The organism is Candidatus Poriferisodalis sp. (assembly GCF_965208895.1).
In the GTDB taxonomy this organism is placed as follows: domain Bacteria; phylum Actinomycetota; class Acidimicrobiia; order Acidimicrobiales; family Poriferisodalaceae; genus Poriferisodalis.
In genome coordinates this window covers 3,354,729-3,379,713 of the sequence record NZ_OZ242363.1, presented here as the reverse complement: position 1 = coordinate 3,379,713, position 24,985 = coordinate 3,354,729, and the positions used below count along the sequence as shown (strand labels likewise).

The following is a 24,985-nucleotide window of genomic DNA, read 5'->3' as shown; positions in this document are numbered from 1 at the left end:
AGACGACCATGGAATCTGCAGAAACGCGGGCATTGATGGAGCGCTACTACGCGGCGCTGACAACGGCCGACAGGGACACGATGCTGGAGTGCCTCGACCCGGAGGTCACCTGGGTGCTGCCCGAAACGGCCGCTCAGGGCAATGCCGTCGACACGATGACGGGGGCGAAGGAAGTCGTAGAAGCCTTGGGCGGCCGCGTGGTGCGGCAGACCTTCGACATCTCCCAGCCGATCAGCCTCGAGGTCCGCAGGATGATCGTCGACGGCGGTACCGCCGTGGTGCAGCAGCGGCTGACGGCCACCGCCAAGGCCACTGGTCGCGAGTACGACAACCAGTACTGCTGGGTGTACGACTGCCGCGACGGCTTGATCGCCCACATGGAGGAGTACACCGACACGCTGTACGCGGCACAGCGGATGGGCTGGGACCTCGGCGTCTGACGGCGCCGCATCGCCGGCGAGCACGACCGATGACTCGCGGGGCACAATCAATCACAATCAATACAGCGCAATCGGGCTCACCGAACGCGGGAGCTCCAGGAGAAATCGCCATGAGCACCTACGACATCGTCATCAAAGACGGAATGATCTTCGACGGCACCGGAGCGCCACGAGTGCGCGGTGACCTCGGCATCGCCGGCGGCAGGATCGCCGCCGTCGGACGTGTGGATGCCCGCGAGGGCGCCAAGGTCATCGACGCCTCGGGCATGCACATCGCCCCGGGCTTCGTCGATCTGCACACCCACTACGACGCCCAGGTGTTCTGGGACCCCTACTGCACGCTGTCGGGCTGGCACGGCATCACGTCGGTAGCCATCGGCAACTGCGGGTTCGGATTCGCCCCGGTCGACCCCGACATGCGTGAGTACGCCATGCGCTCGATGACCCGGGTGGAGGCCATCCCCTATGAGTCCATGCGCCAGGGCATGCCGTGGGACTGGGTGACGTTCCCCGAGTACCTCGACAGCCTTGAGCGCACGCCCAAGGCGCTGAACATCCTCCCCTACGTGCCGATCGGCCCGATGCTGGTGATGGTGCTCGGCCTCGACGACGCCAAGGACGGCCGCATGCCGACCGTGGGCGAGCACGAGATGCTGGCCAAGCTGGTGCACGAGGCGATGGATGCCGGCGGCTGCGGCTGGTCGGCCCAGCGGCTGCCTCCCACCGGCCCCGCTGCGGTGCAGCGCGACTGGGACGGCACGCCGATGCCCACCGACATGATGAACGACGAGACGGCGCTCGTTCTCGCCCGGGTGCTGGCAGAGCGCAACGAAGGTGTCGTGCAGATGACGCTGACCAGCGGCAACGTGACCCACGACCTCGCTCACCTCGAGGAGATCGCGTCGATCAGCGGCCGCCCGCTGCTGCACAACGTGGTGCAGGCCTTCGAGGACAAGCCCACCATCCACCAGCGCCAGATCGAATGGCTGGAGCGCTGCCGCGAGCAGGGCGTGCCGGTCTACGGCCAAGGCGTCACCAGCGATGCAGGGTTCACCTTCACGCTCGAAGACTGGAACCTCTACGACGACTCCGAAGCGTGGATGGAAGCCTGCATGGGTGACAAGGCCGAACGGCTGGCGAAGATGTCCGATCCCAGCCGCCGGCAGGCCCTCAAGGACACCCTTCCTCGCACCGCGACGGCGCCGCTCGAGACGGTGACGATCCTGTCGCCGCGCAGCCCCTCGACCGAGCAGTACCGGGAGATGTCCGTCGGGCAGGCAGCCGAGATCGCCGGCAAGGACCCAGTGGACCTGATGCTCGACGTCGCGGTCACCGACGGGCTCGACACGCTGTTCTTCGTGGCGCCGCCGCAGGGCAATTCAGACTTGCTGCGCGACGTGGTGCAGTACCCGCACATGCTGTTCGGTGTGTCCGACGGCGGTGCGCACACCAAGTTCCTCACGGCCGGGCGCTACCCAACTGAGACGCTGACCGAACACGTACGCGAGAACCAGTGGGTGACCTACGAGGAAGCCCACCGTCGCCTGTCGGCGCTGCCCGCACAGCTCGCCGGCTTCCGTGACCGCGGGCTGATCCGCCACGGCGGACCCGCCGACGTGCTGGTGTACGACCCCGAGAATCTGGAAATCGGCCCCAACGAGGTCGTCCATGACCTGCCGGGCGGCGAGTGGCGCCGCATCCAGCGGGCCAGCGGCTACCGCAGCGTCATCGTGAACGGCCAAGAAACCATTTCCGAAGACACCCAAACCGAGACCTACAGCGGCCACCTCCTCCGCCACGGCGGCTGACAGTGACTTGCTGCGGCACCGAGTACGACGACATCGAGGTCATCGTGCTGAACGACGACGAGATGCGCGTCATGATCGACAACGCTCTTGCCGAGGCTGGCTGCACCTGGGAAGAACTTCAGCGCCAAGCCGCCGAGGGTCGATTCGAAAGCCACATTGCCCACGACACATGGTATGTCGTCTCATCGTTCGAGCCATTGCCGGGGAGACCAGCTGTCTCGAACCCGTAGCCATCATGAACTCAGAGGGCTACTCCATGAGCGAGGGTTATCTGGCTGAAGTCAGCGGCCGTCGGCGAATTATGGTCGACGGCAAACCCCGGCGCCCCTGTGGCACGCACGCAGGCTTCCAATACCACCGGAGCCATGGCGAGGACCCCTGTGCCGCATGCACCGAAGCAGAGCAGCGATGGGGGCGATTCGACCGGGCGAAGCGGAAACTCCGCCGCCGACGGGCATCCGGAGCAACATCAGATGAACTGCGAGAACTGGATCAGGACCTGCAGAAGCTCCAGAGGGCATACCGATCGTTGGAACAGCTGACCGGCACTCCATTGCCACCGAGCCATCGTTACTTGGTCTACAGATACCGCTTCGAGACTGGCGAAGGCTATGTAGGCCTTACAGAGCGAACGCTGGAGGCTCGCCATGCCGAACATGCCTCCGGCAACGCGAGACAAACAGGAGGCTCAGCTGAGGTCTACGCACGAATCGCGGAAGGCATCCCGTACGTGCTGGAAGTCATCGAGCACGGCTTGAATGAGGGCCAAGCACGTGAACTTGAGGCCGCAGAGATCGCCAAGCTCGACAAGCCGCTCAACATCCAAGGGCCTGTCAAGAGCCAACGAATCTAGTCGCACGCAGGCGTGTCGGCGGCGTGCCGAAATGCGTTTGCCCGTCGCTCAACGATGAGTCCATGCTGGCGGTACTCGTCTGCGGCGGACCAACTGAGAGCGAGTGTGTACCCTATGCGCATGGCACGCGTGAACGTCTACTTGCCGGACGATCTGGCTGCGAAAGCGCGAGAAGCCGATCTGAACGTGTCTGGCCTCACGCAGGCGGCCATCCAGCGGGAGCTCGATCGCCAATCACTTGACGCTTGGCTCGACGAAGTGGCGGCTTTGCCTCCCACGGGCATCGACGACGAGACGGCTCAAGCAGTCATCACGGCCGTCAGGGACGAATTCGAGTTCGATGAGTAAGTCGCTGATCGTGGATGCGTCGGCCGTCGTCGACGTGCTCATCGACGCTCCGGCGGCCAGCGCGATCAGATCCCGCTTGAGTCACAACGAGTTACACGCGCCGGCTCACCTCGATGCCGAAGTCCTGTCAGCAATCGGCCGACACCATCGCGCCGGTGCTCTCAGTGCCGACGCGGTCTCGTTACGACTGGGGATCCTGCAGCGAATGCCCATACAGCGGCACCAACTGGCTCCATTGCTCTCCGACGCATGGAACTATCGCGAGAACCTGCGGCTGGCAGATGCACTGTACGCCGCGCTCGCCGACCGGCTCCACATACCCATACTGTCCACTGATCGAAGGCTGGTCGCCGCGATTCCAGCGGCAGAGGCGCCGAACACGCCCGAGACGACGGGCGACTAAGCGAAACGTCGCGAGACTTCCGAATCCTCGGCTGCGAGACTGGGCACTCCGGATCAACAATCCGGCAACTCAAGCTGTGGGGACAATCATGACGACGTATGCAGGTGAGCGGCTTGTTCACGACACCGACAGCCACCTGATGGAGCCAGTGGACTGGCTCGCGAGCTATGCCGACAGTTCGGTGGCCGCCAAGCTCCGGGACCTGAGCCTGGCGGGCGGTGGCGATGCCGCGACATTCGAACTCGTGGAGAAGTGCTGGGCGCGCCGCGACAATCCTGAGGAGACGGCGAAGCTGGCAGCCGACGTCGTGGGCGGTCCGAAGGGCTATTTCGCCTACGGCTCCATGGATGCCAACGAACGTGTGGGCGCCCTCGACCAGCTGGGCTTCGCCAGCCAACTCGTCTTCACCACCTTTGCGCACACGCAGTTTCACGCACGCGGCGATGTCGATCTGGCCTATGGGGGCGCGGCGGCGCACAACCGCGGCATTGCCGACTTCTGTTCGGTGGATCCGCGCCTGCTGGGCGTGGCGTTCGTGCCGCTCGAAGACCCGCAGCGCACCGTCGAGTGCGCCCGCGAAGCCATCGAGGCCGGCTGCCGGGCTGCGTGGATCCCCCACGGCATTCCGACAGAGGTGAGCCCCACTCATCCCGACTTCGATCCGCTGTGGGCGCTGCTGTCCGAAGCCAGCGTGCCGGTGCTCTTGCACCTCGGGCCGAACGGCGGCAACCAGCTGCCGATGACGTACCACAACAACGGTCGGAACCCCGGCAAGGACTTCGTGGGCGGCGGCGAGAACATGCGCTCGAAGGACTTCTTGAACCTCTACCACGACGCCGAGAACCTGCTGGCGTGCATGGTGCTCGACGGCATTTTCGAGAAGTTCCCCGAGCTGCGGTGCGGGCTGATCGAGTTGGGTGCCGGCTGGGTGCCGAACCTGCTGCGCTCGTTGGACAACGCCGTCTTGGCGTTCGGCCGTCACGAGCCCGAGCTGTCGAACCTGACCATGGCCCCCTCGGATTACGTCCGCCGGCAGGTGCGATTCACGCCGTGGCACTTCGAGGACGTGGGCTGGCTGGTGTCGAACGCCGGTCCGGAGCTGTTTTTGTTCTCGTCCGACTGGCCGCACCCAGAGGGCGGCCGCGACCCGATCGCCGAGTTCCAAGCGTCGTTCAGCGCGGCCGGGCTCAGCGAGGGCACCACGGCACCCTTCTGGGCGGGCAACGCCTCATTCCTGCTCGGCGTCTAGCGCCGCTGGCCCTCCTGGGCTGACAGTAGATTTGTCGCTGCAGCGCTGCGGGAGCCGCGCCCTGCGGCACGATCCGCGGCGCAGGAGAGCAGACATGGCTGAGAATCTCGATCAGCAGCCCCAGCGCAGCGGAGCCCGCTCGGCACTGCTCGTGGTGGACGTGCAACCGACCTTCTGCGAGGGCGGCGCACTGCCCGTCGAAGGTGGCAATGCCGTGGCCGCAGGCGTGGCGGCCCTACTCGCCGATGACCACGGTTACGACCTGGTGGTGACCACGCAGGACTGGCACATCGACCCGGGCGACCACTTCAGCGACGAGCCCGATTTCGTCAGCACGTGGCCACCGCACGGTGTGGCCGGCACTGCCGAGGCCGAGTTGCATCCGGCACTCGATCCCGTCGCGGACAGGATCGACGCCAAGGTGCGCAAGGGCATGGGGGAGGCGGCGTATTCGGGTTTCGAAGGTGTGGACGACGACGGTCGAACGTTGGACGAGGTGCTAGCGGCTGCCGGTGTGGCCGAAGTCGACGTCGTGGGACTCGCGTTCGACCACTGCGTGCGAGCAACCGCGGTGGATGCTGCTGCCAACGGCTACGCGACCAAGGTGATCGAAAGACTCTCGGCCTCTGTAGCGCCCGAGACCACCGCAGCGGCCCGAACCGAGCTCGCCGCCGCTGGCATCGACGTCATCGGCTCACGCTGAGGGGCACTCTCGACCGCCCGGCGGTTGCGACCCGCTAGAGGGTCTCGTGCTCGACGGTGAACTCGCTGGCCGATTCGGCGATGTGGCGGTGGTTGCGGACGACTTCGTCCATGACGAAGTGCACGAACCGCTCACAGAAATCAGGATCGAGACCTTCCGCCGAGGCGAGCCGGCGCAACCCGTCCACTTGCTGCTGCTGGCGAACCAGATCGACCGGCGGCATGTAGTTTGCCGCCTTGTAGATGCCGATGTCGTGAGTGATCCGGAAGCGTTCCGCCAGCAGGCGCACCAATTCCGCGTCGACCTTGTCGATGCTGCGGCGGAGTGCAGCGAGTTCTTCGTCGGACATCGGCTCTGTTTCTAGCCCGTCGAGCAGCGACCGGCACCGGCTCGGCGACCGCGAAGCCCCACGGCCGTGTCCGGCAGTTCTAGGCGAAAGCGGGCGATGCTTGGCTACGGTTTGCGGCCGTGAGCGAATCAGGGCGAGGGCTGCGCGGCCGAACGGCCATCGCCGGTGTGGGCGAGACCACCTACTTCAAGCGGGGCCAGTCGCCCGATCCGGAGTTCGTACTCGTCTTGAAGGCGATCCTGGCGGCCTGCGAAGACGCCGGCATCAACCCCCGCGAGATCGACGGCTTCTGCTCCTATAGCAACGACCGCAACACGCCCGCCCGGCTTGCCAACGCCCTCGGCCTGTCGGAGCTGCGGTACTCGAACATGCAGTGGGGTGGTGGTGGCGGCGGGGCGGCCGGAGTCGTGCAGAATGCCGCCGGCGCTGTCCTCGCCGGCTCGGCAGACGTCGTGGTCGCCTACCGAGGCCTCGCCCAGGGGCAGTACGGACGGTTCGGCCAAGGCGGCCGGCGGCCGGCAATCAGCGGCGAGTACGCCTACACCATTCCCTACGGCGTCATGAGCCCGGCCCAGGTGTACGCAATGCGCACCACCCGGCTCATGCACGAGCACGACATCGACCGGTCGACGATGCGAGCCGTGGCGTTGGCCGCATATCACCACGCGCAGAACAACCCGCGGGCGGTCATGCACGGCCGGCCGCTCGACGCAGCGACGTACGACTCGGCGCGCTGGATCACCGAGCCGTTCCGTCTCTATGACTGCTGCCTGGAGAACGACGGCGCCGCCGCCATGATCGTCACCTCCGCTGAGCGGGCCGCTGATCTGAGCGACACACCCGTGCTGGTACTGGCGGCTCAGCAGAGCGGCGGGCATCGCTCGGGCGCATGGGTCCACAACCCGACCGACTACGCGACGTCGAGCTTCAAGCTTGCGGCACAGCACCTCTACGAACAGGCGGGCGTGACACCCGACGACGTCGATGTGATGCAGAGCTACGAGAACTTCACCGGTGCCGTGGTGATGAGTCTCATCGAGCACGGCCTGTGCACCTACGAGAACGCCAATGATGTGCTCACCTTCGAGAACTTGCGAGCGGACGGCGGCTCGCTCCCGCTGAACACCAGCGGCGGCAACCTCGCCGAGTGCTACATGCACGGCCTCGGCATGCAGATCGAAGCAGTGCGCCAGGTGCGTGGCGACTCGACCAACCAAGTGCCCGACGTGAAGGTGTCGCTGTCGAATGCCGGCCCGATGGTCGAGATCGCCTCAACCGCCATCTACGGCACCGCCGAGGTACTCGGATGAACGCGCTTGCCGAGGGCACCTACCTGCCGAAAGGCTTGACGCAGCCGGCGCCGATGCGCGACGGCCTCGACCTGCCGTATTGGGAGGGCACACGCGAACACCAACTTCGGGTGCAGCGATGCGCCGATTGCGGCACCCACCAGTGGGGTCCCGACTGGATGTGCCACGCCTGCCAGTCGTTCGAGGTCGAATGGGTCACGGTCGAGCCCAGGGCCCGCATCTATTCCTGGCAGCGCGTGCACCACCCCGTGCATCCGGCACTGGCCGACCACGGCCCCTACATCGTCGTGCTCGTCGAGTTGCCCCACGCCGACAACCTGCGGATGCTCGGCAACCTGCTCGGCGACCCGCTGCAAGACATCGTCATCGGCAGCGACGTCGAAGCCGTCTTCGAAGACCACGACGACGGCAGCCCGCCGTTCACCCTCGTCCAATGGCAGGTCTCCAGCACCGTCTGACTTGGTTTGCCAGCGTGGCTGTGCTCGCTCGTCGAAGGGCTGTGAAACAGCGTGAGATTGCGGTGGCCGTCGACACGCGTACACGGGCATTGCGCTGGGCCGACAACCGTGTTCAGGCATTCACCAACTGGCTTGATCGGCGATGAGGCGGTGTGTTGCGTCTGATTTCGCCGCGGAGTAGCTCTGGGGCACGCCCGCGAATTCTAGTTCTCGCTGCCGTTCTGCGGCTTGTCGGGCTTGGGACGCGGCCGGAAAGCGTTCGTGGGCACATCCGCAGGCCCAACGCCAGCCTTGGGGGTATAGACGCCCAACGGGATTCGGCGCGTCTCCTCTGCTGGCGGGCTGACTTGCCGCTCATCCTCGGACATCTCGTACGCCCTCTCGACTTGAAGCAGCTAACGGCCCGCTCCCCGCACACATCTTCACTGTTTCGCGCAGGCTGAATGTTGTGGTTTTCTGTTTGGTGGTGGTCGGTGTTCCCGGCAGCGTACGCGGCTGTCGCGGCTGCAGTGAGCCTGTTCCTCATTGCTTGCGCTGTCGTGTCACTCATCTTGCTGATCTGGTGCCTGCTCGCGGACGATGACGACGACAGCAACACCTATCGGGCTGAAGCACGGAGGCGCCGAAGAAGCCGGCGGCGTCCCTACCGATCTCGATACTGACACCGAAGGATCGGAGCCACTCGACCTCCCGTAGCCGCCGCGGTTCTGTAGTAGATCGGGTCTGGTGGCCGAGTCGTCAGGCCGTGCCGCACTGGTGGAGACTGGTCCTACACGCTCGTCCACCGGCAACCTTCACCCAAGTGGCCCCCGGGCGGGCCCTACTTGGGCCACAGTGGAAATCGACCGCGGAGATCGACCACCGACCATGTAGAAGTACCCGCGTGTTTCGACGATCGTCGAAGAGAGCCGAGGCTCCAGCTAACGCGACCGAGTCCGCGACATTTCCCGTCAGTTCGGATCTGCCGGCCGAAGAAGTGCTCGCCAACCGTCACGAGACGATTGACCTGATCTTAACGGAGGTGTTGCGACAACGCAGAGAACAAGATGAGCGTCTCGAATATGTGCGCCGTGTCGCCGCCCTATTCCTTGGCATCTCACTACCGGCGACAGCCCTAGCACTGACGAGACTCGAAGGGAGCCTGCCGCTGACACGAGCGATCGTCGCCGGTCTTCTGCTCCTCGGTGGCCTTTGGACGACGTTCGACGTGCTGCGACCGCGCGATTGGCAGGCAGGACCAAGCATCGAAGAACTCATCAACCGCCCGTATCGGCTCGGGGCCGATGCACATGACTTCCGGTGGGTGCTAGTTCGCTCACACCAGGAGGTCTTCGCAGCCAACGAGACGCAAGTCCGCCGCGCGCAGCGCGGCTTCGTCTCAGCCCTCGTACTGCTTACCTTGAGCGCCGTCGTCTTGTGGTCGGCATTCGTTGGGCAGGGTGATCCCATGCCCCACGGAACTTGCGAACGCCGCGCCGCCGTTTGCGCCGGTGCAAACGGCGGCGTGTAGGGTGAATCCATGTCCCGCGGAACTTCCGACGAAGGCGGCAGCACAGCTCCCGCACCGCAGAACGACCCTGCGCCGTCGACTCAACCGGCAGAACCGCCGCCGCTGCCTGATCTTCCGCCGGTCGCCCCGACGCTCGTTGAGCGAGGCGATGCACAGCACTACCGAGAGGTCGCGCAACGTCAACGAGACCGTGATGAGCGCCGTGCCTGACGAAGAAGCCCCGCCCAATCTCCTGCCCCGGCATCGGAGAGCACACCTCCGCTCAATGAGCACCGATTCCGCCGGATCGGCCGACACTGCCAGCGGGTTCGTCACAAGTGTTCGACCCGGCCCCCGCGCATCGATTCGAGGTCGCCTTCCCATCCGGTGCCCCGCATAGCGAGCGCTTCATCGAGAGACATCGGCTCCTCGGCTGCGAGTTCGAGGGCAAAATTCACCGCGGCTCGCTTGCTGTCAAGTCCGTAGCGCTCGATGACCCTCGCGCACATGGCCTCGTCAGTGTCGATGTTTGTGCGTGCCATACACCAATAATACACCAACACATCGGATGCCAGCTCAGCAGCGGCGCTCAGCGGTTGAGGCCGGGACGTGCATGATGCCCGTCCCCGCCACAGCAATGAGGCTCTTCGCACTCATACTGGTGGTTGTGCCCCCGACGGGTGCTGGTGTGACTCGGCTCTTCGCTGGTTTTGTGCCTTGAAAACGATCTGTCGGCCTGTGTCGTGTCGGGGGCGCGCACCAGCCGGTCGGAAGGAATGTGACTTGATAGGAGCGTCGGTTCGAGCGCCTTGAGTGCACTGTCCGTCGTCGGGTCGGATCTGCACCAGTTCGATTCGGTGGTGCCATGAGTCGCCGAAGTCGTATTCGTACTCGATCTCGTCGCCTGGTTCCGCAAGTACCTCCGACACACGGAACGTCGACTGTTCGGAAAAGTCCAACCCGCTCATGGTGCTATCGCCGTAGGTGGTCCCGTTGCGATCTGTGAACGCATGCAGGTGGCAGTCCTGCCAGCCCATCGCGAGCTGAATGACGACATGGAGATCCCCCAACGTGGCCTGTCCGGGCACCAGCACGCGACGGTCTATCTGTACATGAGCACCGTCAAGGGTGATGAGCAGCTCGTAGAGCAGCACTTCCTCGGACTTTGAGGCACGCGCGGCGCTCAACGCTGCGCTCCGCGTCGCGGCCGGCTGGCTAAGGGTTCTGCGTGAGCGATGTCATCGCCCATCAAGCGCGCGCACGTCGGGCCGATTCTCATCAGGGAGCCTCCATCCGCTGCGCTCGGTCGGCGCGGCGGCGACCATCACGGCCGATCAGCGTTCGAGGTGCCCGCTCAGAAAATCAGTTGACGCGAGACGGTTGCGACAGTGGTCTCGCGGCGCATGACGGACCGGGAGTTCCTGCGCCGCCTTCGCCGCTACGCTCGCAAGCGTGGGCTGCAGGTTGACTACCGGCCCGACCGCGGCAAGGGCAGCCACGCCAGAGTTCGGCTCGGCGACCGGGAAACAACATTGTCCATGGGTGAACTGCAGCCCGGCAGGCTGCGGGCGATGCTCCGGCAGCTTGACATCGACAAGGCGGAATTCTGATCAATGAGGTACTCCTACCCATGTGAGATAGCGCTGGACGACGAGGAGGCCGAGACCACGGGTCGCGAGGCCTACGTCGCGATTTTTCCTGATGTGCCACCTGCCATCACCGGCGGTTGGTCGGTTCAGGAAGTGAACAGTCACCTGCGGGACTGCCTCGAGACGGCGCTGAGCTTCAGCATCGACAGCAATGAGCCCCTGCCGGAGCCAAGCGATCCCGAGCCTGGCCAGGTGCTCGTCGCAGTGTCGGCGCCGGTCGCAGCACAGCTCGCCCTCTATGAGGCCATGCGAGCCGAGGGAATCAAGCCAACTGAAGTGGCGCGCCGCATCGGCATGCGCCCGGCGCACGCCAGGCGACTCACCGACATCTACCGCCCTGCCAAGCCCGATGAGGTCGAACGAGCCCTGGCCGCCCTCGGCCTGCAAATCGTCACCGAAGCCACCCCGCTCGAACAGTGGGCACCCAGCCGCGAACCCGCGCCAGTCCTCTGAATCAGCCCAGCACGCGAGGATCACCCGCGCCAAGCCCTCCGCCTGATGGGTGCGACCGAGATGTGCACGGTGTCACCATGCCCACTGATGGGGCCCGGGCAGGTCGTTGCCGTAGGTCCAGATCATTGTCTCGGCGGTGTGCCAGGTGACGCCGTCCGGCAGTTCGGGCCAGCAGGTGACGCCGCCGTCGCTGCGGATTCCGCAGCGTGAGTTGAAATCTATGGAAGTCCACTCGAGGAACTTGCCCGATTCGTCGAGGCCAAGCTGAGACAGATGAGGCGGCCTCACCCCGGAACCGGCCGGTCCGAAGCAGCCAGTAGATCCTCCGGGCCCGACGTAGCAGCCGCCTCCTGGGCCCAAGCTGATCAATGCGAACCGCTGCTCGGGGCTGAATCCGATCCAGTTGGCCCAGCCGCCACCCCAATTGTGGTCGCCCCAGCTGACTGCTGAGCCGTCGGGGCGAACGCCGAACGTCAGATCTCCGCCGCTGCTGATTGACGTGAATCTGCCGCCTGGAGCATCGAGTTGGCCCGCTCCGTTGTGGCCCCAGCACGTCACGGACTGATTGCTTCGGATGGCGCAGAAATGCAGGAAACTGGCGCTGATCTGGGTGAACGTGCCCGAGGGGGCGTCGAGCATTCCGAATTGGCGTGCATTTTCTTCGCCCCAGCAACTAATCGTCGAGTCGGTTCTCAGCGCACATGCGGCACCGGGTCCTACGACCACAGATTGGTAGCTGCCTTCGATGCGCTGGCCCTGCGGCAGCGCCCGGCCAGTCGCCAAGTCCAGCCCAAAGCAGTTGATCGCGGCGCCAGCGTCGACTCCGCACACGTATGAGTCCCCGGAGTTGCTCGGCCCTGAACTCATTGCCGAGTACGTGCCTGGAAAGACCACGACACCGTTGCGGAAGGGATGTCCGAAGCCGGAGCTGGGAAGATCTGCGGCCACGAAACTCTTCCAACAAGCGATGGCGCCGTCCTGCCTCAGGCCGCAGCCGCTTGACAATGCCTGATAGGCGCCTGGGGGGCATGGAGGTTCGCGACTCCCTGCCCCCAACACGCAATCGACCCGTCGGGACGTATACCGCAACCTGACCGAGAGCCCACGCTGGCTGATGAGAATGGTCCTTTCGGCACGGATACGTCGAACGATGATCCGTCAGCTTCGATAATTTCGTTGCCGACGACACTGGCACGTTGCGCATGCTTGCAAGCCAAGTGCGAATTCGTGTCCAAGGCGCATACCGTGCTGTTGCCGCCTGCGATGCTCGCAATCAGTTGGCTGCCGTTGCCGCCGAAGTCGAATTGCTGCTGCCCGCTGAATGTCGGACCCCAGCAGTGTGCAGCCCCGTCGGCTCGAACCGCACACGGCCCGCCATCGGCAGCCAAGGCCGTGAACGTACCGCTTGGAGCGTCCGTGAGTCCTGCTCGTTCGTCCCCCCAGCATCGAATCGCTCCATCGGTCCTCAGCGCACAGGCATGACGGTTACCTGGGCTGACGGCCGCATAGGTGCCTGCGGGCGTATCGAGAACTCCGGACGCATCAGCACGCTCCCAATCCTTGCCCATGCCCCAGCATGCGATCGTTCGATCCTCTCGCAGAGCACACGCGTAATTTGATGGCTCTTCGTGTTTTAGCGTGGAGTGAGGGTGTCGAGCAGGGTCCAGTCGGGTTTGCCGGCATACAGCAGCACTCGGATGCGGTAGTGGTCGAAGTTGGCGTTCCCGAACGACACGCGCTTGATCAGTTTCGCCAAATTGTTGGCTGCCTCGGTTGGCCCGTTGGTGACCTGTGAGCGGTGCCAGTTCGTGATCTGGGTGCGCCAGGCGTGCAGGGTGCGGCCGAGCCGGTTCAGCTCCGGGGAGTACGTGTTGTCTCGCAGGTCGCGTGACAGCTCGTCGAGGGCTTCGAGGGCGATTTCATGGTCGCCGATGCGGTAGGTCATGCGAAGGGTTTCTTTGGCGTGCCATGCGTCGCGGACTTCGCCGTGTGGGTCGCCGGCGGCGAGCAGGCCGCGCAGTTTCGCCTCGCCGCGTTCGGTGACGCGTTCGTGGGCTCGGTGCAGCAGCCGCCGTATCCGATACAGCGGGTCGCCTTTGGTGCCGCGTCCGCCGGTGGTCTCGTTCTGGACGCGTCGGCGCACGTCGTCGACGGCCGAGTTGGCGAGCTTGACGACATGGAACGGATCGGCGACCTGGATCGCTTTGGGCAAGGCGTCGGTGAACGTTTTGCGATAGGGCCCCGACAGGTCCATCACACCCCAGCGCACCTGCTGTCGCCACCGCGAGGTGCGCCCGCGGATCCAGCGGGTCGCTCCGTTAGCCCTTTTGCCTGGGACTATGTCGAGCAGTTTGCCTTTTCGGGCGTCCACGATCGTGGTGCCCCACTGCTGTTCGCGGTATCGGCCGCGGCGGAACATCAAGATCTCGTCGAGCCCCAAAGCGGTGACGCCGTCGACGCGGCCGGCGTCGGCGTCGAGCAGCGCCTGGCCCCACCGGTGCACCGCTGCCATCGCGGTGTGCCAGTTGCATCCCAGCTCGGCTGCGATCTCTTTGATCGCCCGTCCATCGCCCACCCGGCGAGTCGCCCAGCGAGCAGCCCGAGCGGTCATGCGCCCCCTCGGCGGCGCGATCTGAGAGTCCTGATCGGTGAACGTGCCCACCGCACACGACCCATGGGGGCACCGCCAGCGGTGCTTGTTCCACACCAGCCGCACCGGCCGGCCGAACGCGGCCAGATCAGCCATCTTCACCTTGCTGGTCCCGTGCACCCACACCGGCCCACCGCAACCCCCGCAGCACGGCCGGCGGGTCAACTCGATCTCCACCTCGAGCGGGCCGCCACGTCGGGCACGAACATCGAGCACAGCCACACCCGGACCCAAACCGACAATCAACGACAACGCACGCGTAAGGTCAACAGCCACAGGGATCCTCCCGAATCAGGGCAACAAAGCACCTCCGATTCTGGGGGATCCCTCCCTATCCAACCCGGACCCGTCGAGGACACAACCACCATCATGAGTGCGAAGCGCCGCTTATGACATACATGTAGAGCGTGACACGGCAGAAAAGATGTATGTCATAACTGTGCGCCGGAACCGTGCGCTTCGACTCTCGGTGCTCCGTGCACGCGAGGACAGGACCGGCCGTGTCGTCTAGCGGTCATCGCAGCGAGGCGACTGCCTGCTCGATCAGGGCGGGGTGTTCTGCCCGACGTCCATTTATGACATACATGTTGAGCACCCGACAGCCGAAGAGATATATGTCATATCTTCTTCCAGCCTCGAAGCACAGCCCCGTTCGCGCCGACGGTGCTGGACGCGCGCGCGACGCAGGCAGCAGTTGCTACGCGGCTGCAGCTGCTGTCTGGGTGGCGGCGAGGCCGACCGGCGGGGCGCCCCACTCCTTGAGCACGGGCAGGATCTCGGTGGCGAACAGGTCGCGGTTGCGACGCGCCTCGGTCCAATTCATGCCGGCGAAGCAGAGGTTCGGGAAGAACGCCGCCATGCCGATCTTCTCCCTGATGACCTGGAGCTTCTCGAGCACCTGGTCGGGCGTGCCGTAGGGCATGAGGCGAGTGAAGTCCTCGGCCGCACCGCGGGCGCCGTGACGGTCGATGTACTTGGAGATGCCCTCGTAGAACTCGTAGCCCTTGACGCCTTCGTGCGGCCGCTTTGGGCCGAATTCGTAGTGCTTCATGACCGTGCCGTAGTAGTTGCCGATGTGCTCCATCGCCTTTTCTTCGGCGCGATCGGCGTTGGTGTCCACCCAGCAGAAGCCGCCTGACAGCGGAGGCGGCGGCGGCGCAGTGTGGTGCTTGACCCACTCGCCGTGGTAGGCGGCAAAGTCGGATTCCACGATCTCCCACGGCTTCTGGGGGATCACCAGCAGGCCGATGCCAAGTTGCGCCATGAGCGGCATGCCCTCAGGCGACACTGCGGCGGCATACGTGCGGCCTTTGAAGGAGTGCTCGGGCCGTGGGCGGATCTCGCGGCGGGGCTGGCTCACGAATTCGCCGTCGTGCTCCACGTAGCCCTGCTCGAGGCCCTCGATGAGCATCTTGGCGTACTCCAGGAAGCGCTCTCGGCTGGAGTTCATGTCGACCCGGAAGCCCTCGTACTCGATGCGGGCGAGACCCCGGCCGATGCCCAGGATGAGCCGACCATCGGAGAGGTTGTCGAGCATGGTCACCTGCTCGGCGACGCGCATCGGGTCGTGCCATGGCAGAACGATGACTGCGGTGCCGAGTTGCAGGTTGGTCTTGCCGGCGACCCACGTCAGGAACTGCACCGGATCGGGGCACATCGTGTAGTCGGTGAAGTGGTGCTCCACCGTCCAGATCGAGTCGAAGCCGAGATCCTCGGCCTCCTCGACCATACGGATCTCCTGGTCCCAGACCTCTCGGTCTGAGAGCGCATTCTCCGGATTCTGGAAAACGGCCGAATAACCGACGTGCATGACGTGCCCCCTGGTCTGACCGCCCCTGGCGCGGCCAAAATCTAATGTTAGGCAGATTCTCGACCCGCCGTGGCCGTGCGGTCGCGGCGGACGACACGAGCCATCTCCCAGCCACACGGCGATAGCGACCAATGCACGATGACGGGGCAGGCGGTTAGCGTCAGGCCGAGTCGAATCAGGAGAGTTCGGTCATGGAGACGACGGCAGTTGCGCGCAGCATGCGCGGCTCAGTGGGAATGCTGGCAATGGACTGGCTGATGGACCCGTCCACGCTGGAAAAGGCAGCCCAACGCGGCATGGCAGAGGGTTTCGGGGCGTACGCCACCGGACGGTTGGGCGTGCTGGGCGAATGCCCGGTCGACAACGTCGTCGGTGCCGCCTTCTTCTGGGCTCCGGACAAGATGCGCTCGATGGTCGAAGAAGGCCGTGCGGTCATGAATCCATCGCAGGGAGCGCTGATCTGGGCTGACATCTGCGCCGAGTACGGCGAAAAACGACTCGCTGGCATGGACGGTGCTGAGCGACTGGGCGAACTGCTGGAGCGCGTCGTGGACTCCGCTGCCCCGCAGGGTGCGCCGACATTCGTCGGCTGGCGAGACCTGCCACGGCCCAGCGAACCCGGACCGGCGCACGCCTTCTTCATGGCTCAGATCATGCGGGAGCTGCGCTTCGGCCGGCATGCCGTCGCCGTGCAGGCACTGGGCATGGGACCGCTCGAGGCGATCCTGTCGGGGCCCGCCGGTGAGTGGAACGCCGAATTCTTCGGCTGGAAGAAGCCCTACCCCGACGTCATCCATCTCGCTGATGCTCGCGAGGAGATCGAAGCGCTCACCGACAAACTGCATGCGCCCGACTTCGAGTGCCTGACACCGGACGAGCGCGCCGAGGTGCGCGAGCTAGCCAAAGCGGGCCGCTTCCACAATCCCGACGAATAGCGGCACAGCACTCAGTCGGCGAGCAGGTCTTGGTGCTCGCCCAGCCGAGGCGCTCTGGTGGCGTGCCACGGTGTGGCAGAGAACTTGTAGGGCGCCCCCGGGTAGGTCACCGGGGTGCCATCGTGGTCGATCTCAACGGGGAAGCCGCGGGCCTCAAAATGCTGGTCGGCCGGCATCTCCTCGGGTGAATACACGATGCCGCAGGCAAGCCCGATCGACTGCAGCCCCACAAAGAGCTCGTGCGCGCCGAGCCGTTCGGCCAGGAAGTTGACGGTGTCTCGCCCGGCGCCAAACACCTCGGCACCGAGCGGGTCGGCGTCGAGGTGAAGGATGTCGATCTGCTCGTAACTCTCGCCCAGCTTCAGCAACTCGGTGTAGGGACACTCGCTCATGAGCCCGAGTTCTGCCACCCAGCCGGCCAGCGCCGCGAATTCCGGTCCGCGGCGGGGCGGCACCCCGGTGTTGAGCCAGCGGCCGTCCGCGCAGCGCACCTGGGTGGGATCGGAGATCTGCGGAAGAGCGTGGCGGCCAGTCTGGCGCTGCACATCGACCTGCTGGTTCAGCCAGAAGTAGGTCGCGAACTCACAGGTCAGGTTCGCGGCGGCAAGCATCGAGACATCGATGAGCTGCCCTCGGCCCGAGTCTTCCCGCCACCACAGCGCCGCCATCAGCGTCGCCGCGGCGTAATGGCAGGCCATCTGCAGGCCCTGGTTCCCGCCGCCTCGGACCGGCGGGACAGTGTGATCGTCGTACCCGCACGACCACACGGGACCACCCTCGGCCAGGACGGTGAGATCGGTCGCCGGCGGATCGGGGCGCTCGCGCCCGTTGTGCGTGATCGACACCCAGATGAGGCGTTCGTTGCGTCCCGATGCCGCCGGTCCGTCCGGGCTCGATGCGTTCGGTGCAGTCCGGCCATCGCTGGGACTCATCGCATCGGCAGCCGTTCGCGGCCCGGTGTGAGCAACGGCTTCCCCCTCAGCGGACGCTTCGGCCGGTCGTGCAGCGCCGAGCTGTGGCCAGTCGAGTTCGAGAGCATCGAGTCGGCCCAAGGGCTCAGCTTCGATGACGACGTCTGCTGTGCTGATGAGACGGCGGAGATCCTCGGCACCCTCGGCGGTGTCGAGGTCTGCCACCACCGAGCGCTTCGAGGTGTTGTAGTGCCACCACCACAGGGCGCCCTCGGGATCTGGCAGGTCGGCGGCGAACGGCTCGTAGGCCCGCATCGGGGATCCGCCGGGCGGTTCCACGACGATCACGTCGGCACCCATATCGGCGAGCAGCTTTCCCGCCAGAGCGCATCGTTCCGACGTCAGCTCGATAACCCGGATTCCGTCGAGGGGTCGGGCGTTCAATGGCGACGGGGCGTCCTGGGGGGACATCAGATGACCCCCTCAGCAGCAAGTGCAGCGATCTCATCGTCGCTGCGGCCCAACACCTCGCCGAACACGTACTGGTTGTCCTCGCCGAGGCACGGTGCGGCGCGGCCGATCGCCCAGTCAGTCTCCGACAGCCGGACCGGCAGTCCCTCGACGCGGGTGTCGCCGACCTCGCTGTGCGGCACGGTGACCCACATCCCCCAGTCCTCGGTTCGCGGATCGCCATCGATGCGCTCGCTCGGGCGCAGTACCGGCGCAGCGGGCACGCCAGCGACGACGAGCTGGCGTGAGACAGCATGCTTGGTGCGCGTCGCCGTCCACCCCCCGACCAGCTGCTCCAGCTCGTCTTCGTGCGCCAAGCGACCCGCGAGACGCTGCCAGCGCTCGTCGCCGATCCACGGCTCGCCGATCTTGTCCGCGAAGCGCTGCCAGTCTTCGTCGTCACGGACGGCGATCGCCACCCATTCGTCGTCGCCGTCGCACGCGAAGATGCCGTGCGGCGCCATCGCCGGAGATTGGGACCGGTTGCTGTTGGGCATGCCGCTGCGCCGGGCCGGGCGGCCGTTCACGGTGAAGTCGAGCGAGGCTGCGCCGTGCAGCGTGCCCGCCGCCTCGATGCACGCCAGGTCCACCCACTGGCCTTGGCCGGTGCGACGGCGATGAAACAGTGCCATGCCGATCGCGATCGCCATGTAGTAGGCGCCGGTGTGGTCCATGAACGAGTAGCCCCACCCTGCGGGCGGCAGATCGGGCAGCCCCGACTGGAACGTGAGACCCGACACGGCTTGTGCGATCGGGCCCCACGAGCGAAAGCTGGCATAGGGGCCATCAGCGCCGAAGCCGCAGTTCGACACGTACACGATGTCGGGCTTGATCTGCCGTTGCGCCTCGTAGCCGAAGCCCAAACGCTCCATCACGCCAGCTGCGAAGTTCTCGGTGACTGCGTCGCTGGCGGCGATCAGGTCGCGGAGCAGATCCTTCGCCCGGTCGTCCCGCAGGTTGAGCGTGATCCCCAGCTTGCCCGCGTTGTGATTGTTGAACGAGCCACCGGCTTCGATGCCGCGGTGCTCACCCACGAACGGCTGGGTGCCCCGCAGGATGTCCCAGCGGCCCTGCCTGACCGGGTCTTCAATGCGGATCACCTCCGCGCCGAGCGCCGCCAGGATCTTGGTGGCGCCAGCGCCCGCAAGCTGTCCGGTGAAATCACAGACGCGGATTCCGGCGAGCGCGCCCGGCTCGGGCTTCGGCCACACCGGCGAACGGTGATCCGGCCCGATCACGGCACCAGGTCGCGCATGGGCGTGCGCGCACGGCCGGGCTGGTCTGCCAGCGCTCGTGCGCGCCGCTGGCAGTCCTCGAGCGCGGCTCGCAGCGTTGCCGTCCACGCCGTCATGTCCGGCCGCCTGGCACGGCTGCCGTCCGGTCCGGTCGGCGCAGCGAGCGGCGCCCCCACCACGATCGCGACCTGCGTCCGCTTCGGGAACTTCGCGCCGCTGGGCATCGCCTCGCGTGTACCGGCGATGCCCACCGGCAGCACCGGTGCTCCCGACTTCGCGGACAGCCATGCCGTGCCGTCGAAGACGGTGCCGATCTCATCGGAGGGCTGGCGAGTCCCTTCCGGGAAGACCAACATTGCCGCTCCGCCCTGCAGCAATCCCAGCGCCGCGCGCATCGCGTCGAGGTCGGCCTCGCCGCGTCGCACCGGAAATGTGCCGATCGAGCGCATGAACCAGCCGAGCGGCTTGGGCTGAAAGAGTTCCTCTTTGCCGAGGTAGCGAACGCGGCGCTGGGTGAGGCCCCCGATGAGCGGGCCGTCGAGGTGGCTGCGGTGAACGGGCGCATAGATCAACGGGCCGCTCTCGCGCAGGCGCTCCTGATCGGTGGCGCGCAGTCGGTAGACACGAAACAGCAGGATGCGTATGAGCCCGCGTGTCGCCCGCCACGCCGTCAATCCGGCCAGGCCGTCGTCGGCCAGCAATCCTCCCGGACCGCGCAGCTGCCATCTGCTTACCCGCTTTGCCACACGGTGATTCTGGCGTTCCGCGATGACATCGCGACGACTTACTTGGGAAATCGGACTCCTGGGGACAAACCGCAGAGCGCGCTGTCGTCATCGAACGTGATCGGGCAGTGTCACTACGCTTCGGCCATGCCAGTACCGACAGACATGGTGGGCGAGACGATCGGGCCCATTGCCCACGACGTGGACGAGCGCTGGACGATGGCGTACGCAGCCTCGCTCGGCGACACACACGACTGCTACTTCGACACGCTCGCCGATGACGGTGTGGTGGCGCACCCCATGTTTGCGGTGTGCCCGGAGTGGCCCGTGATCGTCGCCGGTCGAGACATCTCTGATCGCTGGGGCATCACACCCGATGAGGTCCGGCGGTCGGTGCACGCGACGCACGACCTGACGGTGCACCGGCTCGTGCGCCCGGGCGACCACCTGTCGACCAAGGTGACCTACACCGGTGTGGAGAAGCGCAAGCCCGGCACGTTCCAAACGATGCGGATCGACACCGTCGACGCAGACGGCAATCCGGTCGCCACGACCTACCAAGGCGGGTTGTTTCTCGACGTCGAGACGGCAGGCGAGAACCGGCCCGATCCCGATGCGCCAGCCGAACCGGATTTCGGCGAACTGCCCGTTGAGCCGATGGCCGAGATTCCGGTGCCTGTCGCGCACGGTGCAGCGCACACCTACACCGAGTGCGCTCGCATCTGGAATCCGATCCACACCGACGCGGCTGTTGCCGAGAAAGCAGGGCTGCCCGGCATCATCCTGCACGGAACCGCCACCTTGGCGCTCGGCGTTTCAGCCGTCGTCGACGCCGTAGCCGGCGGCGATCCAGCGAGAGTCCGCCGCATCGCCTGCCGATTCCGAGCCATGGTGCTCATGCCGTCGACGATCACGGTGCGCGTCTGGGACACGATCCCGGTGAACGATCACGACGACGTCACCGAAGCGGTGCGCTTCGACGTGCTCAATGCCGAAGGCGGCCCAGCAGTGGACCGCGGGGTCATCCTGCTGAGTCGCTGACAGCGAGGTCGTCGAGGGTCGACGGCATCTCGGGGCTGTAGAGCCACGAGGCGAGCAGGGCCACAGCCTCGGGCCCGCCGAGCTGAGCCACGATCGCCATGAACTCGGGCGTGGTCGCGCTGCCCCCGGCTGACTGCTGGTAGTGGCGCCGCACGACCTCGAAGAACGTCTCGTCGCCGAGGTGGCGGTGCAGAGCGTGCAAGCTCAGCGTGGACCGCCGGTACACCGAGTTGAAGTCGAACAGTTGCTCCAGCGTGACGCTGGCGGGGGGCACGGCATTTGCATCGCGCGCTGCCTGCAGCTCCTGGGCCATCAGCGCGCCGATGTCGCTGCCCTCGTAGTCGGCGAGATACAGGAAGGCCAGGTAGTGCGCGAATCCCTCGTTGAGCCAGATGTCGCTCCAGTCCCCCGGCGACACCGAATTGCCGAACCACGCGTGCGCCAGCTCGTGACCGATGATCAGCGGGTTCAGCGTCTGGTTGCCGTGCAGCGAGAGCGTCTGGTTCTCCATGGCGAAGCCGGTGCGAAACGGCAGCACGAGCGTGCCGTACGCATCGAACGGATACGGGCCCAGCAGCTCTTCGAAGAACTCGATGGCGCCCGGGGTGACAGACAGGGCTTCGAGAGTGGCCTGGCGCTCCTCGCCGGTCAATGAGCTGGGGATGTAGTCGCGGATCAGCAGGCCCTCGCGAGTCTCCTGTTCATGGCGCTCGAACTCGCCGATATAAACCGCTGCCAGGTAGGTGGCCATGGGGTCGTTCATCTGCCATGTCGCCGTTCGGCGGCCGTCGGCAACGGTCTCGCTCGTGAGCAGGCCGTTCGAGGCTGCCGTCAGGCGTTCGGGCACGGTGATGGCGATGGTGTAGGTGGCCTTGTCGGTCGGGTGGTTGTTGGCCGGGAACCACGACATCGAGCCCGACGGCTCGTTGGCGGTGAAGATCACGCCGCCCTCGTTGAACCAGCCGATCTCGACGAACGGCACGCCCGGATCGTCGATGCGCTCGGGCGTGCCCGAGTAGGCCACTTCGAGTGTGAAGCTGACTCCGGCGGGAACCGGTGCGGATGGCTGGACGATCAGTTCGGCGTCCTGGCGCGAGAACTCGGCTGCGGTGCCGTCCACCTTCACGGTGCTGACTTCGAGGCCGGACAGGTCCAGGTAGATCGCTTCGAGCTCACTGGTGGAAACCGCGTGGACGGTCGTGACGCCGTCGATGGCGTTGGCGTCCGGGTCGACATCGAGCGCGAGGTCGTAGTGGGTGACGTCGTAGCCGCTGTTGCCGAGCCACGGGTAGAAGCTGTCGCCGGCACCAGCGCCTGGTGGCGGCACTGCGTGCTCTTGCGCTTCAGCAGCAGGTGGCGGCGGCGCGGTCGTGAAGGTGGTGGGTGGCTCGGTGACTGGTGGCACCGCTGTGGTCGGTGCGGGGGCCGCTGTCGTCGATGGAGACGGCGCCGCGGCGGATGTGTCGGTCGCTGGCTCTGCGGTCGTCGGCGCCGGCAGCGTTACACCGCTGCGCCCGTCATCGGAATTGGTGCACGCCGACAGCGCCAACGCGAGCGCCAGCGCGGGCACTGTTGCCCTCATCCACGTATGCATCAGTTGCACTCTTGCAGAAGAGCGCGACGGAGCCTGATCACCTTGGCGCTCGTCCCACAGGCGCTCAGCGACGCCCAACCGGAGAACCGACGATTCAGCTGAGGTGCTGAGGTGCTGAGGTGCTCAGGTGCTCAGGTGCTCAGGTGCTCAGGTGCTCAGGTGCTGAGGTGCTCAGGTGCTGAGGTGCTCAGCAAAATGATCGAGTGTGCGCTGGCGGGCCAGTGCCGCGGCATCAGGGTTGAAGCTGGCACGGGCATCGCAGTTGAAGCCGTGGTCTGCACCGTCGTAGATGTGAACGCCGATGTGGTCCCAGCGCTCGGCAATGGCGTGCACGTTCTCCAGCGGGATGCCGTGGTCCTCGGTGCCGAAGTGCAGCAGCAGCGGCGCTTGCGGGCGCTCATCGAGATGCGGCATGATCTGCCCGCCGTAGTAGCCAGATGCCGCAGCGATCCTGTCGGCAAGGCGTGCCGAGGCCACATAGCACATCGAGCCTCCCCAGCAATAGCCGACGATGCCGACCTTGCCGCCCTCGGATGCACAGTCGGCCGCCGCGGAGATGTCGGCCATGACCTGATCGGACGTGAGGTCTTCGAAGGCGATCTTGCGCCCGATATCGATGCCCTCGGCGTCGTAGCCGAGCTCGACCCCGCCTCGGACGCGATCGAACAGCGCAGGTGCCACCGCCAGATAGCCGTCGGCCGCATAGCCGTCAGCGACGCTGCGGATGTGGTCGTTGACCCCAAAGATCTCCTGCACGACGACCACACCGCCCTTCGGAGCCCCATCGGGATCGGCCCGGTAGGCGCTGATCGTCGCGCCATCAGAAGCTGTCAGTTCGATCGTCTGTCCCATGGCGCCAATGTCTACCGCACCGACTCGCAATCATCAGCGCTGCGGCCGTTGAGGGGTCGCAATACCGCTCGTGCTCACCACAGTGCGATGAGACCCTCGGCATAGCGCTCGACGAGCGCGGATGATCGAGAAACACTGTCACCGAATGGCGCGAACCAGTTCCGACAAGGGAGTCCCTCGGCCTGCTCGTTGACGGGCAGCAGCAACCGCGTCTTCGTCGGGTCGCGCCACGTCGCAAGCGTCAAAGTCGGAGAGATAGCCAGCGAGCCTGAGGCGCGCTCTGACACCTTCGGCTTCGTTCGAAGCGAGCGAAGGGTCGGTTGCTGCCTGAGCGATGTGGGTGAGGTACTCGTTCATCGGGGCCTCCTGACCTGCGGCCACCGACCCTGTCTGGCACCGCCCGGAGGGCTCAGGATCTGTTGCGCGAGACCTAACACGACATGGCCCCGCCGCGAGAAAACAGGTTCTCCGCTGGCACGGATGGAGATACCGTGGGATAGCCGACACGGAAGGAGGTTCGTGGTGGCCGACCTCGTGGTAAGAGACGTTCCTGAAGAAGTCATGGCGATCATCGACTCGAATGCGGCGTTTCGCGGGGTCTCGCGTGCCGAGTACCTGCGTGACTTGCTGTCGCACCAGCGAGATATGCGTCCGCTGTCGGCAAGAGCAACTGAATTCGACGAGCAATCCGAGGAAGCACCGACGCTTGAGGAAGCCTTGGACGGCTTTCGCAGGCTTGCCGAGACGTTCGCCGATGCGAGAGATCCCGAGATCATGGCCAATGCGTGGCGGTGACCGAGTGGCTCATCGATACATCTGCACTGGTTCGGCTCGAAGCTGCTCGCGACGCAACTGAGTGGTCCACACGAATACAGCGCGGACTCGTGCGAATATCAACCGTCACGAGACTGGAACTCGGCTATTCCGCACGCTCCGCCGCAGAGTATCAGCGTCAATTCGCACGATTTCCCCTCAACAAGATGCTCGCGCAAGACTTGACCGCAGCAGCCGAGGAACGAGCCGTGGAGGTCCAGACGCTGCTGGTCGGGCAGGGACACCACCGGGCTCCCTCGGTTGCCGACTTGTTGCTCGCCGCGATTGCCGAACTCGAGGGCCTGACCATCTTGCACGTCGACAAGGACTTCGAACTCATCGCCGAGTTAACCGGCCAACCCGTCGAACGGCTCGCCATCGAGCCATCCCTGTGAAC

The 24,985-nt window shown here is 65.6% G+C and carries 31 protein-coding genes; 18 read left to right on the top strand and 13 right to left on the bottom strand.

From position 1 onward, the window contains the following. The first annotated feature begins 8 nt into the window (after positions 1 to 8). The 8 genes from ACOGJB_RS15195 (at position 9) to ACOGJB_RS15160 (ending at position 5,804) form a co-directional block, all read left to right on the top strand. Positions 9 to 440: a nuclear transport factor 2 family protein gene (locus ACOGJB_RS15195; protein WP_419837935.1), complete on the top strand. Its 432-nt coding sequence runs from the start codon at positions 9 to 11 to the stop codon at positions 438 to 440. A 110-nt stretch (positions 441 to 550) separates the two neighbouring features. After that, complete coding sequence (locus tag ACOGJB_RS15190; protein WP_419837934.1) at positions 551 to 2,248, top strand: N-acyl-D-amino-acid deacylase family protein; 1,698 nt, start codon at positions 551 to 553, stop codon at positions 2,246 to 2,248. 2 nt (positions 2,249 to 2,250) lie between these two features. Next, the gene (locus ACOGJB_RS15185) at positions 2,251 to 2,478 is read left to right on the top strand and encodes a hypothetical protein (protein WP_419837933.1); all 228 of its coding nucleotides are present in this window, start codon (positions 2,251 to 2,253) and stop codon (positions 2,476 to 2,478) included. Between the two features lie 26 nt (positions 2,479 to 2,504). Then, entirely contained in the window at positions 2,505 to 3,101 is a 597-nt protein-coding gene (locus ACOGJB_RS15180; RefSeq protein WP_419837932.1) for a hypothetical protein, read from the top strand. 120 nt (positions 3,102 to 3,221) lie between these two features. Beyond that, a complete protein-coding gene (locus ACOGJB_RS15175) occupies positions 3,222 to 3,449 on the top strand; it encodes a type II toxin-antitoxin system CcdA family antitoxin (protein ID WP_419837931.1) in 228 nt (75 codons plus the stop codon). Then, positions 3,442 to 3,852: a type II toxin-antitoxin system VapC family toxin gene (locus ACOGJB_RS15170; protein ID WP_419837930.1), complete on the top strand. Its 411-nt coding sequence runs from the start codon at positions 3,442 to 3,444 to the stop codon at positions 3,850 to 3,852. The genes ACOGJB_RS15175 and ACOGJB_RS15170 overlap by 8 nt, the downstream gene beginning before the upstream one ends. Positions 3,853 to 3,940: 88 nt before the next feature. Next, positions 3,941 to 5,101: an amidohydrolase family protein gene (locus ACOGJB_RS15165; RefSeq protein ID WP_419837929.1), complete on the top strand. Its 1,161-nt coding sequence runs from the start codon at positions 3,941 to 3,943 to the stop codon at positions 5,099 to 5,101. A 94-nt stretch (positions 5,102 to 5,195) separates the two neighbouring features. After that, a complete protein-coding gene (locus ACOGJB_RS15160) occupies positions 5,196 to 5,804 on the top strand; it encodes an isochorismatase family protein (protein WP_419837928.1) in 609 nt (202 codons plus the stop codon). A gap of 34 nt (positions 5,805 to 5,838) precedes the next feature. Here the strand turns inward: ACOGJB_RS15160 and ACOGJB_RS15155 are convergent, their stop codons facing one another. Continuing rightward, positions 5,839 to 6,153 carry a chorismate mutase gene (locus ACOGJB_RS15155; protein ID WP_419837927.1) on the bottom strand — a complete coding sequence of 105 codons (315 nt, stop codon included), beginning with the start codon at positions 6,151 to 6,153 and terminating at the stop codon, positions 5,839 to 5,841. Between the two features lie 119 nt (positions 6,154 to 6,272). Here ACOGJB_RS15155 and ACOGJB_RS15150 point away from each other — a divergent pair, with 119 nt between their 5' ends. From ACOGJB_RS15150 to ACOGJB_RS15135, 4 genes are all read left to right on the top strand, one after another. Continuing rightward, positions 6,273 to 7,463, top strand: a complete 1,191-nt coding sequence (locus ACOGJB_RS15150) for a thiolase C-terminal domain-containing protein (RefSeq protein WP_419837926.1) — start codon at positions 6,273 to 6,275, stop codon at positions 7,461 to 7,463. After that, entirely contained in the window at positions 7,460 to 7,921 is a 462-nt protein-coding gene (locus ACOGJB_RS15145; protein WP_419837925.1) for a Zn-ribbon domain-containing OB-fold protein, read from the top strand. Before ACOGJB_RS15150 ends, ACOGJB_RS15145 begins: the two co-directional genes overlap by 4 nt. 883 nt (positions 7,922 to 8,804) lie before the next feature. Next, positions 8,805 to 9,431 carry a hypothetical protein gene (locus ACOGJB_RS15140; RefSeq protein ID WP_419837924.1) on the top strand — a complete coding sequence of 209 codons (627 nt, stop codon included), beginning with the start codon at positions 8,805 to 8,807 and terminating at the stop codon, positions 9,429 to 9,431. A 9-nt stretch (positions 9,432 to 9,440) separates the two neighbouring features. Next, on the top strand, positions 9,441 to 9,641 hold the full coding sequence (locus tag ACOGJB_RS15135; protein ID WP_419837923.1) for a hypothetical protein: 201 nt from the start codon (positions 9,441 to 9,443) through the stop codon (positions 9,639 to 9,641). Between the two features lie 101 nt (positions 9,642 to 9,742). On the opposite strand, the gene ACOGJB_RS15130 is transcribed toward ACOGJB_RS15135, so the two are convergent. Continuing rightward, positions 9,743 to 9,952 (bottom strand): type II toxin-antitoxin system VapB family antitoxin, encoded by a 210-nt coding sequence (locus ACOGJB_RS15130; protein WP_419837922.1) that lies wholly within the window; start codon positions 9,950 to 9,952, stop codon positions 9,743 to 9,745. A 111-nt stretch (positions 9,953 to 10,063) separates the two neighbouring features. Further along, on the bottom strand, positions 10,064 to 10,597 hold the full coding sequence (locus ACOGJB_RS15125; RefSeq protein ID WP_419837921.1) for a plasmid pRiA4b ORF-3 family protein: 534 nt from the start codon (positions 10,595 to 10,597) through the stop codon (positions 10,064 to 10,066). 216 nt (positions 10,598 to 10,813) lie between these two features. Between ACOGJB_RS15125 and ACOGJB_RS15120 the strand changes: the two genes are divergently transcribed. Both ACOGJB_RS15120 and ACOGJB_RS15115 read left to right on the top strand, forming a co-directional pair. Beyond that, a complete protein-coding gene (locus ACOGJB_RS15120) occupies positions 10,814 to 11,020 on the top strand; it encodes a type II toxin-antitoxin system HicA family toxin (protein ID WP_419837920.1) in 207 nt (68 codons plus the stop codon). Positions 11,021 to 11,023: 3 nt separating this feature from the next. Continuing rightward, positions 11,024 to 11,512: a type II toxin-antitoxin system HicB family antitoxin gene (locus ACOGJB_RS15115; protein WP_419837919.1), complete on the top strand. Its 489-nt coding sequence runs from the start codon at positions 11,024 to 11,026 to the stop codon at positions 11,510 to 11,512. 72 nt (positions 11,513 to 11,584) lie between these two features. Here the strand turns inward: ACOGJB_RS15115 and ACOGJB_RS15110 are convergent, their stop codons facing one another. The 4 genes from ACOGJB_RS15110 to ACOGJB_RS15095 form a co-directional block, all read right to left on the bottom strand. Continuing rightward, positions 11,585 to 12,460 (bottom strand): hypothetical protein, encoded by an 876-nt coding sequence (locus ACOGJB_RS15110; protein ID WP_419837918.1) that lies wholly within the window; start codon positions 12,458 to 12,460, stop codon positions 11,585 to 11,587. Positions 12,461 to 12,495: 35 nt separating this feature from the next. Continuing rightward, entirely contained in the window at positions 12,496 to 13,080 is a 585-nt protein-coding gene (locus ACOGJB_RS15105) for a hypothetical protein (protein WP_419837917.1), read from the bottom strand. Between the two features lie 65 nt (positions 13,081 to 13,145). Further along, complete coding sequence (locus ACOGJB_RS15100; protein ID WP_419837916.1) at positions 13,146 to 14,438, bottom strand: ISL3 family transposase; 1,293 nt, start codon at positions 14,436 to 14,438, stop codon at positions 13,146 to 13,148. Between the two features lie 421 nt (positions 14,439 to 14,859). Next, positions 14,860 to 15,972: an LLM class flavin-dependent oxidoreductase gene (locus ACOGJB_RS15095; RefSeq protein WP_419837915.1), complete on the bottom strand. Its 1,113-nt coding sequence runs from the start codon at positions 15,970 to 15,972 to the stop codon at positions 14,860 to 14,862. Between the two features lie 191 nt (positions 15,973 to 16,163). On the opposite strand from ACOGJB_RS15095, the gene ACOGJB_RS15090 reads away from it, so the two are divergent. Further along, positions 16,164 to 16,907, top strand: a complete 744-nt coding sequence (locus ACOGJB_RS15090; RefSeq protein WP_419837914.1) for a helix-turn-helix domain-containing protein — start codon at positions 16,164 to 16,166, stop codon at positions 16,905 to 16,907. Positions 16,908 to 16,918: 11 nt separating this feature from the next. On the opposite strand, the gene ACOGJB_RS15085 is transcribed toward ACOGJB_RS15090, so the two are convergent. Genes ACOGJB_RS15085 through ACOGJB_RS15075 form a run of 3 tightly spaced genes read right to left on the bottom strand, consistent with a single transcriptional unit; the run spans position 16,919 to position 20,309 of the window. Further along, entirely contained in the window at positions 16,919 to 18,289 is a 1,371-nt protein-coding gene (locus ACOGJB_RS15085) for a CoA transferase (protein WP_419837913.1), read from the bottom strand. Then, the gene (locus tag ACOGJB_RS15080; protein ID WP_419837912.1) at positions 18,289 to 19,539 is read right to left on the bottom strand and encodes a CaiB/BaiF CoA transferase family protein; all 1,251 of its coding nucleotides are present in this window, start codon (positions 19,537 to 19,539) and stop codon (positions 18,289 to 18,291) included. Before ACOGJB_RS15080 ends, ACOGJB_RS15085 begins: the two co-directional genes overlap by 1 nt. 23 nt (positions 19,540 to 19,562) lie before the next feature. Then, the gene (locus ACOGJB_RS15075; RefSeq protein ID WP_419837911.1) at positions 19,563 to 20,309 is read right to left on the bottom strand and encodes a lysophospholipid acyltransferase family protein; all 747 of its coding nucleotides are present in this window, start codon (positions 20,307 to 20,309) and stop codon (positions 19,563 to 19,565) included. A 126-nt stretch (positions 20,310 to 20,435) separates the two neighbouring features. On the opposite strand from ACOGJB_RS15075, the gene ACOGJB_RS15070 reads away from it, so the two are divergent. Then, complete coding sequence (locus ACOGJB_RS15070) at positions 20,436 to 21,329, top strand: MaoC/PaaZ C-terminal domain-containing protein (RefSeq protein ID WP_419837910.1); 894 nt, start codon at positions 20,436 to 20,438, stop codon at positions 21,327 to 21,329. Here the strand turns inward: ACOGJB_RS15070 and ACOGJB_RS15065 are convergent. From ACOGJB_RS15065 to ACOGJB_RS15055, 3 genes are all read right to left on the bottom strand, one after another. Next, a complete protein-coding gene (locus tag ACOGJB_RS15065) occupies positions 21,310 to 22,911 on the bottom strand; it encodes a M1 family metallopeptidase (protein WP_419837909.1) in 1,602 nt (533 codons plus the stop codon). The genes ACOGJB_RS15070 and ACOGJB_RS15065 overlap by 20 nt on opposite strands. A gap of 183 nt (positions 22,912 to 23,094) precedes the next feature. Continuing rightward, positions 23,095 to 23,775, bottom strand: coding sequence for a dienelactone hydrolase family protein (locus ACOGJB_RS15060; protein ID WP_419837908.1), 681 nt, complete (start codon positions 23,773 to 23,775; stop codon positions 23,095 to 23,097). Between the two features lie 138 nt (positions 23,776 to 23,913). Then, on the bottom strand, positions 23,914 to 24,156 hold the full coding sequence (locus tag ACOGJB_RS15055) for a hypothetical protein (protein WP_419837907.1): 243 nt from the start codon (positions 24,154 to 24,156) through the stop codon (positions 23,914 to 23,916). Between the two features lie 141 nt (positions 24,157 to 24,297). Here ACOGJB_RS15055 and ACOGJB_RS15050 point away from each other — a divergent pair, with 141 nt between their 5' ends. After that, positions 24,298 to 24,570: a hypothetical protein gene (locus ACOGJB_RS15050; protein WP_419837906.1), complete on the top strand. Its 273-nt coding sequence runs from the start codon at positions 24,298 to 24,300 to the stop codon at positions 24,568 to 24,570. After that, positions 24,561 to 24,983 carry a PIN domain nuclease gene (locus ACOGJB_RS15045; RefSeq protein ID WP_419837905.1) on the top strand — a complete coding sequence of 141 codons (423 nt, stop codon included), beginning with the start codon at positions 24,561 to 24,563 and terminating at the stop codon, positions 24,981 to 24,983. Before ACOGJB_RS15050 ends, ACOGJB_RS15045 begins: the two co-directional genes overlap by 10 nt. Positions 24,984 to 24,985 lie beyond the last annotated feature (2 nt).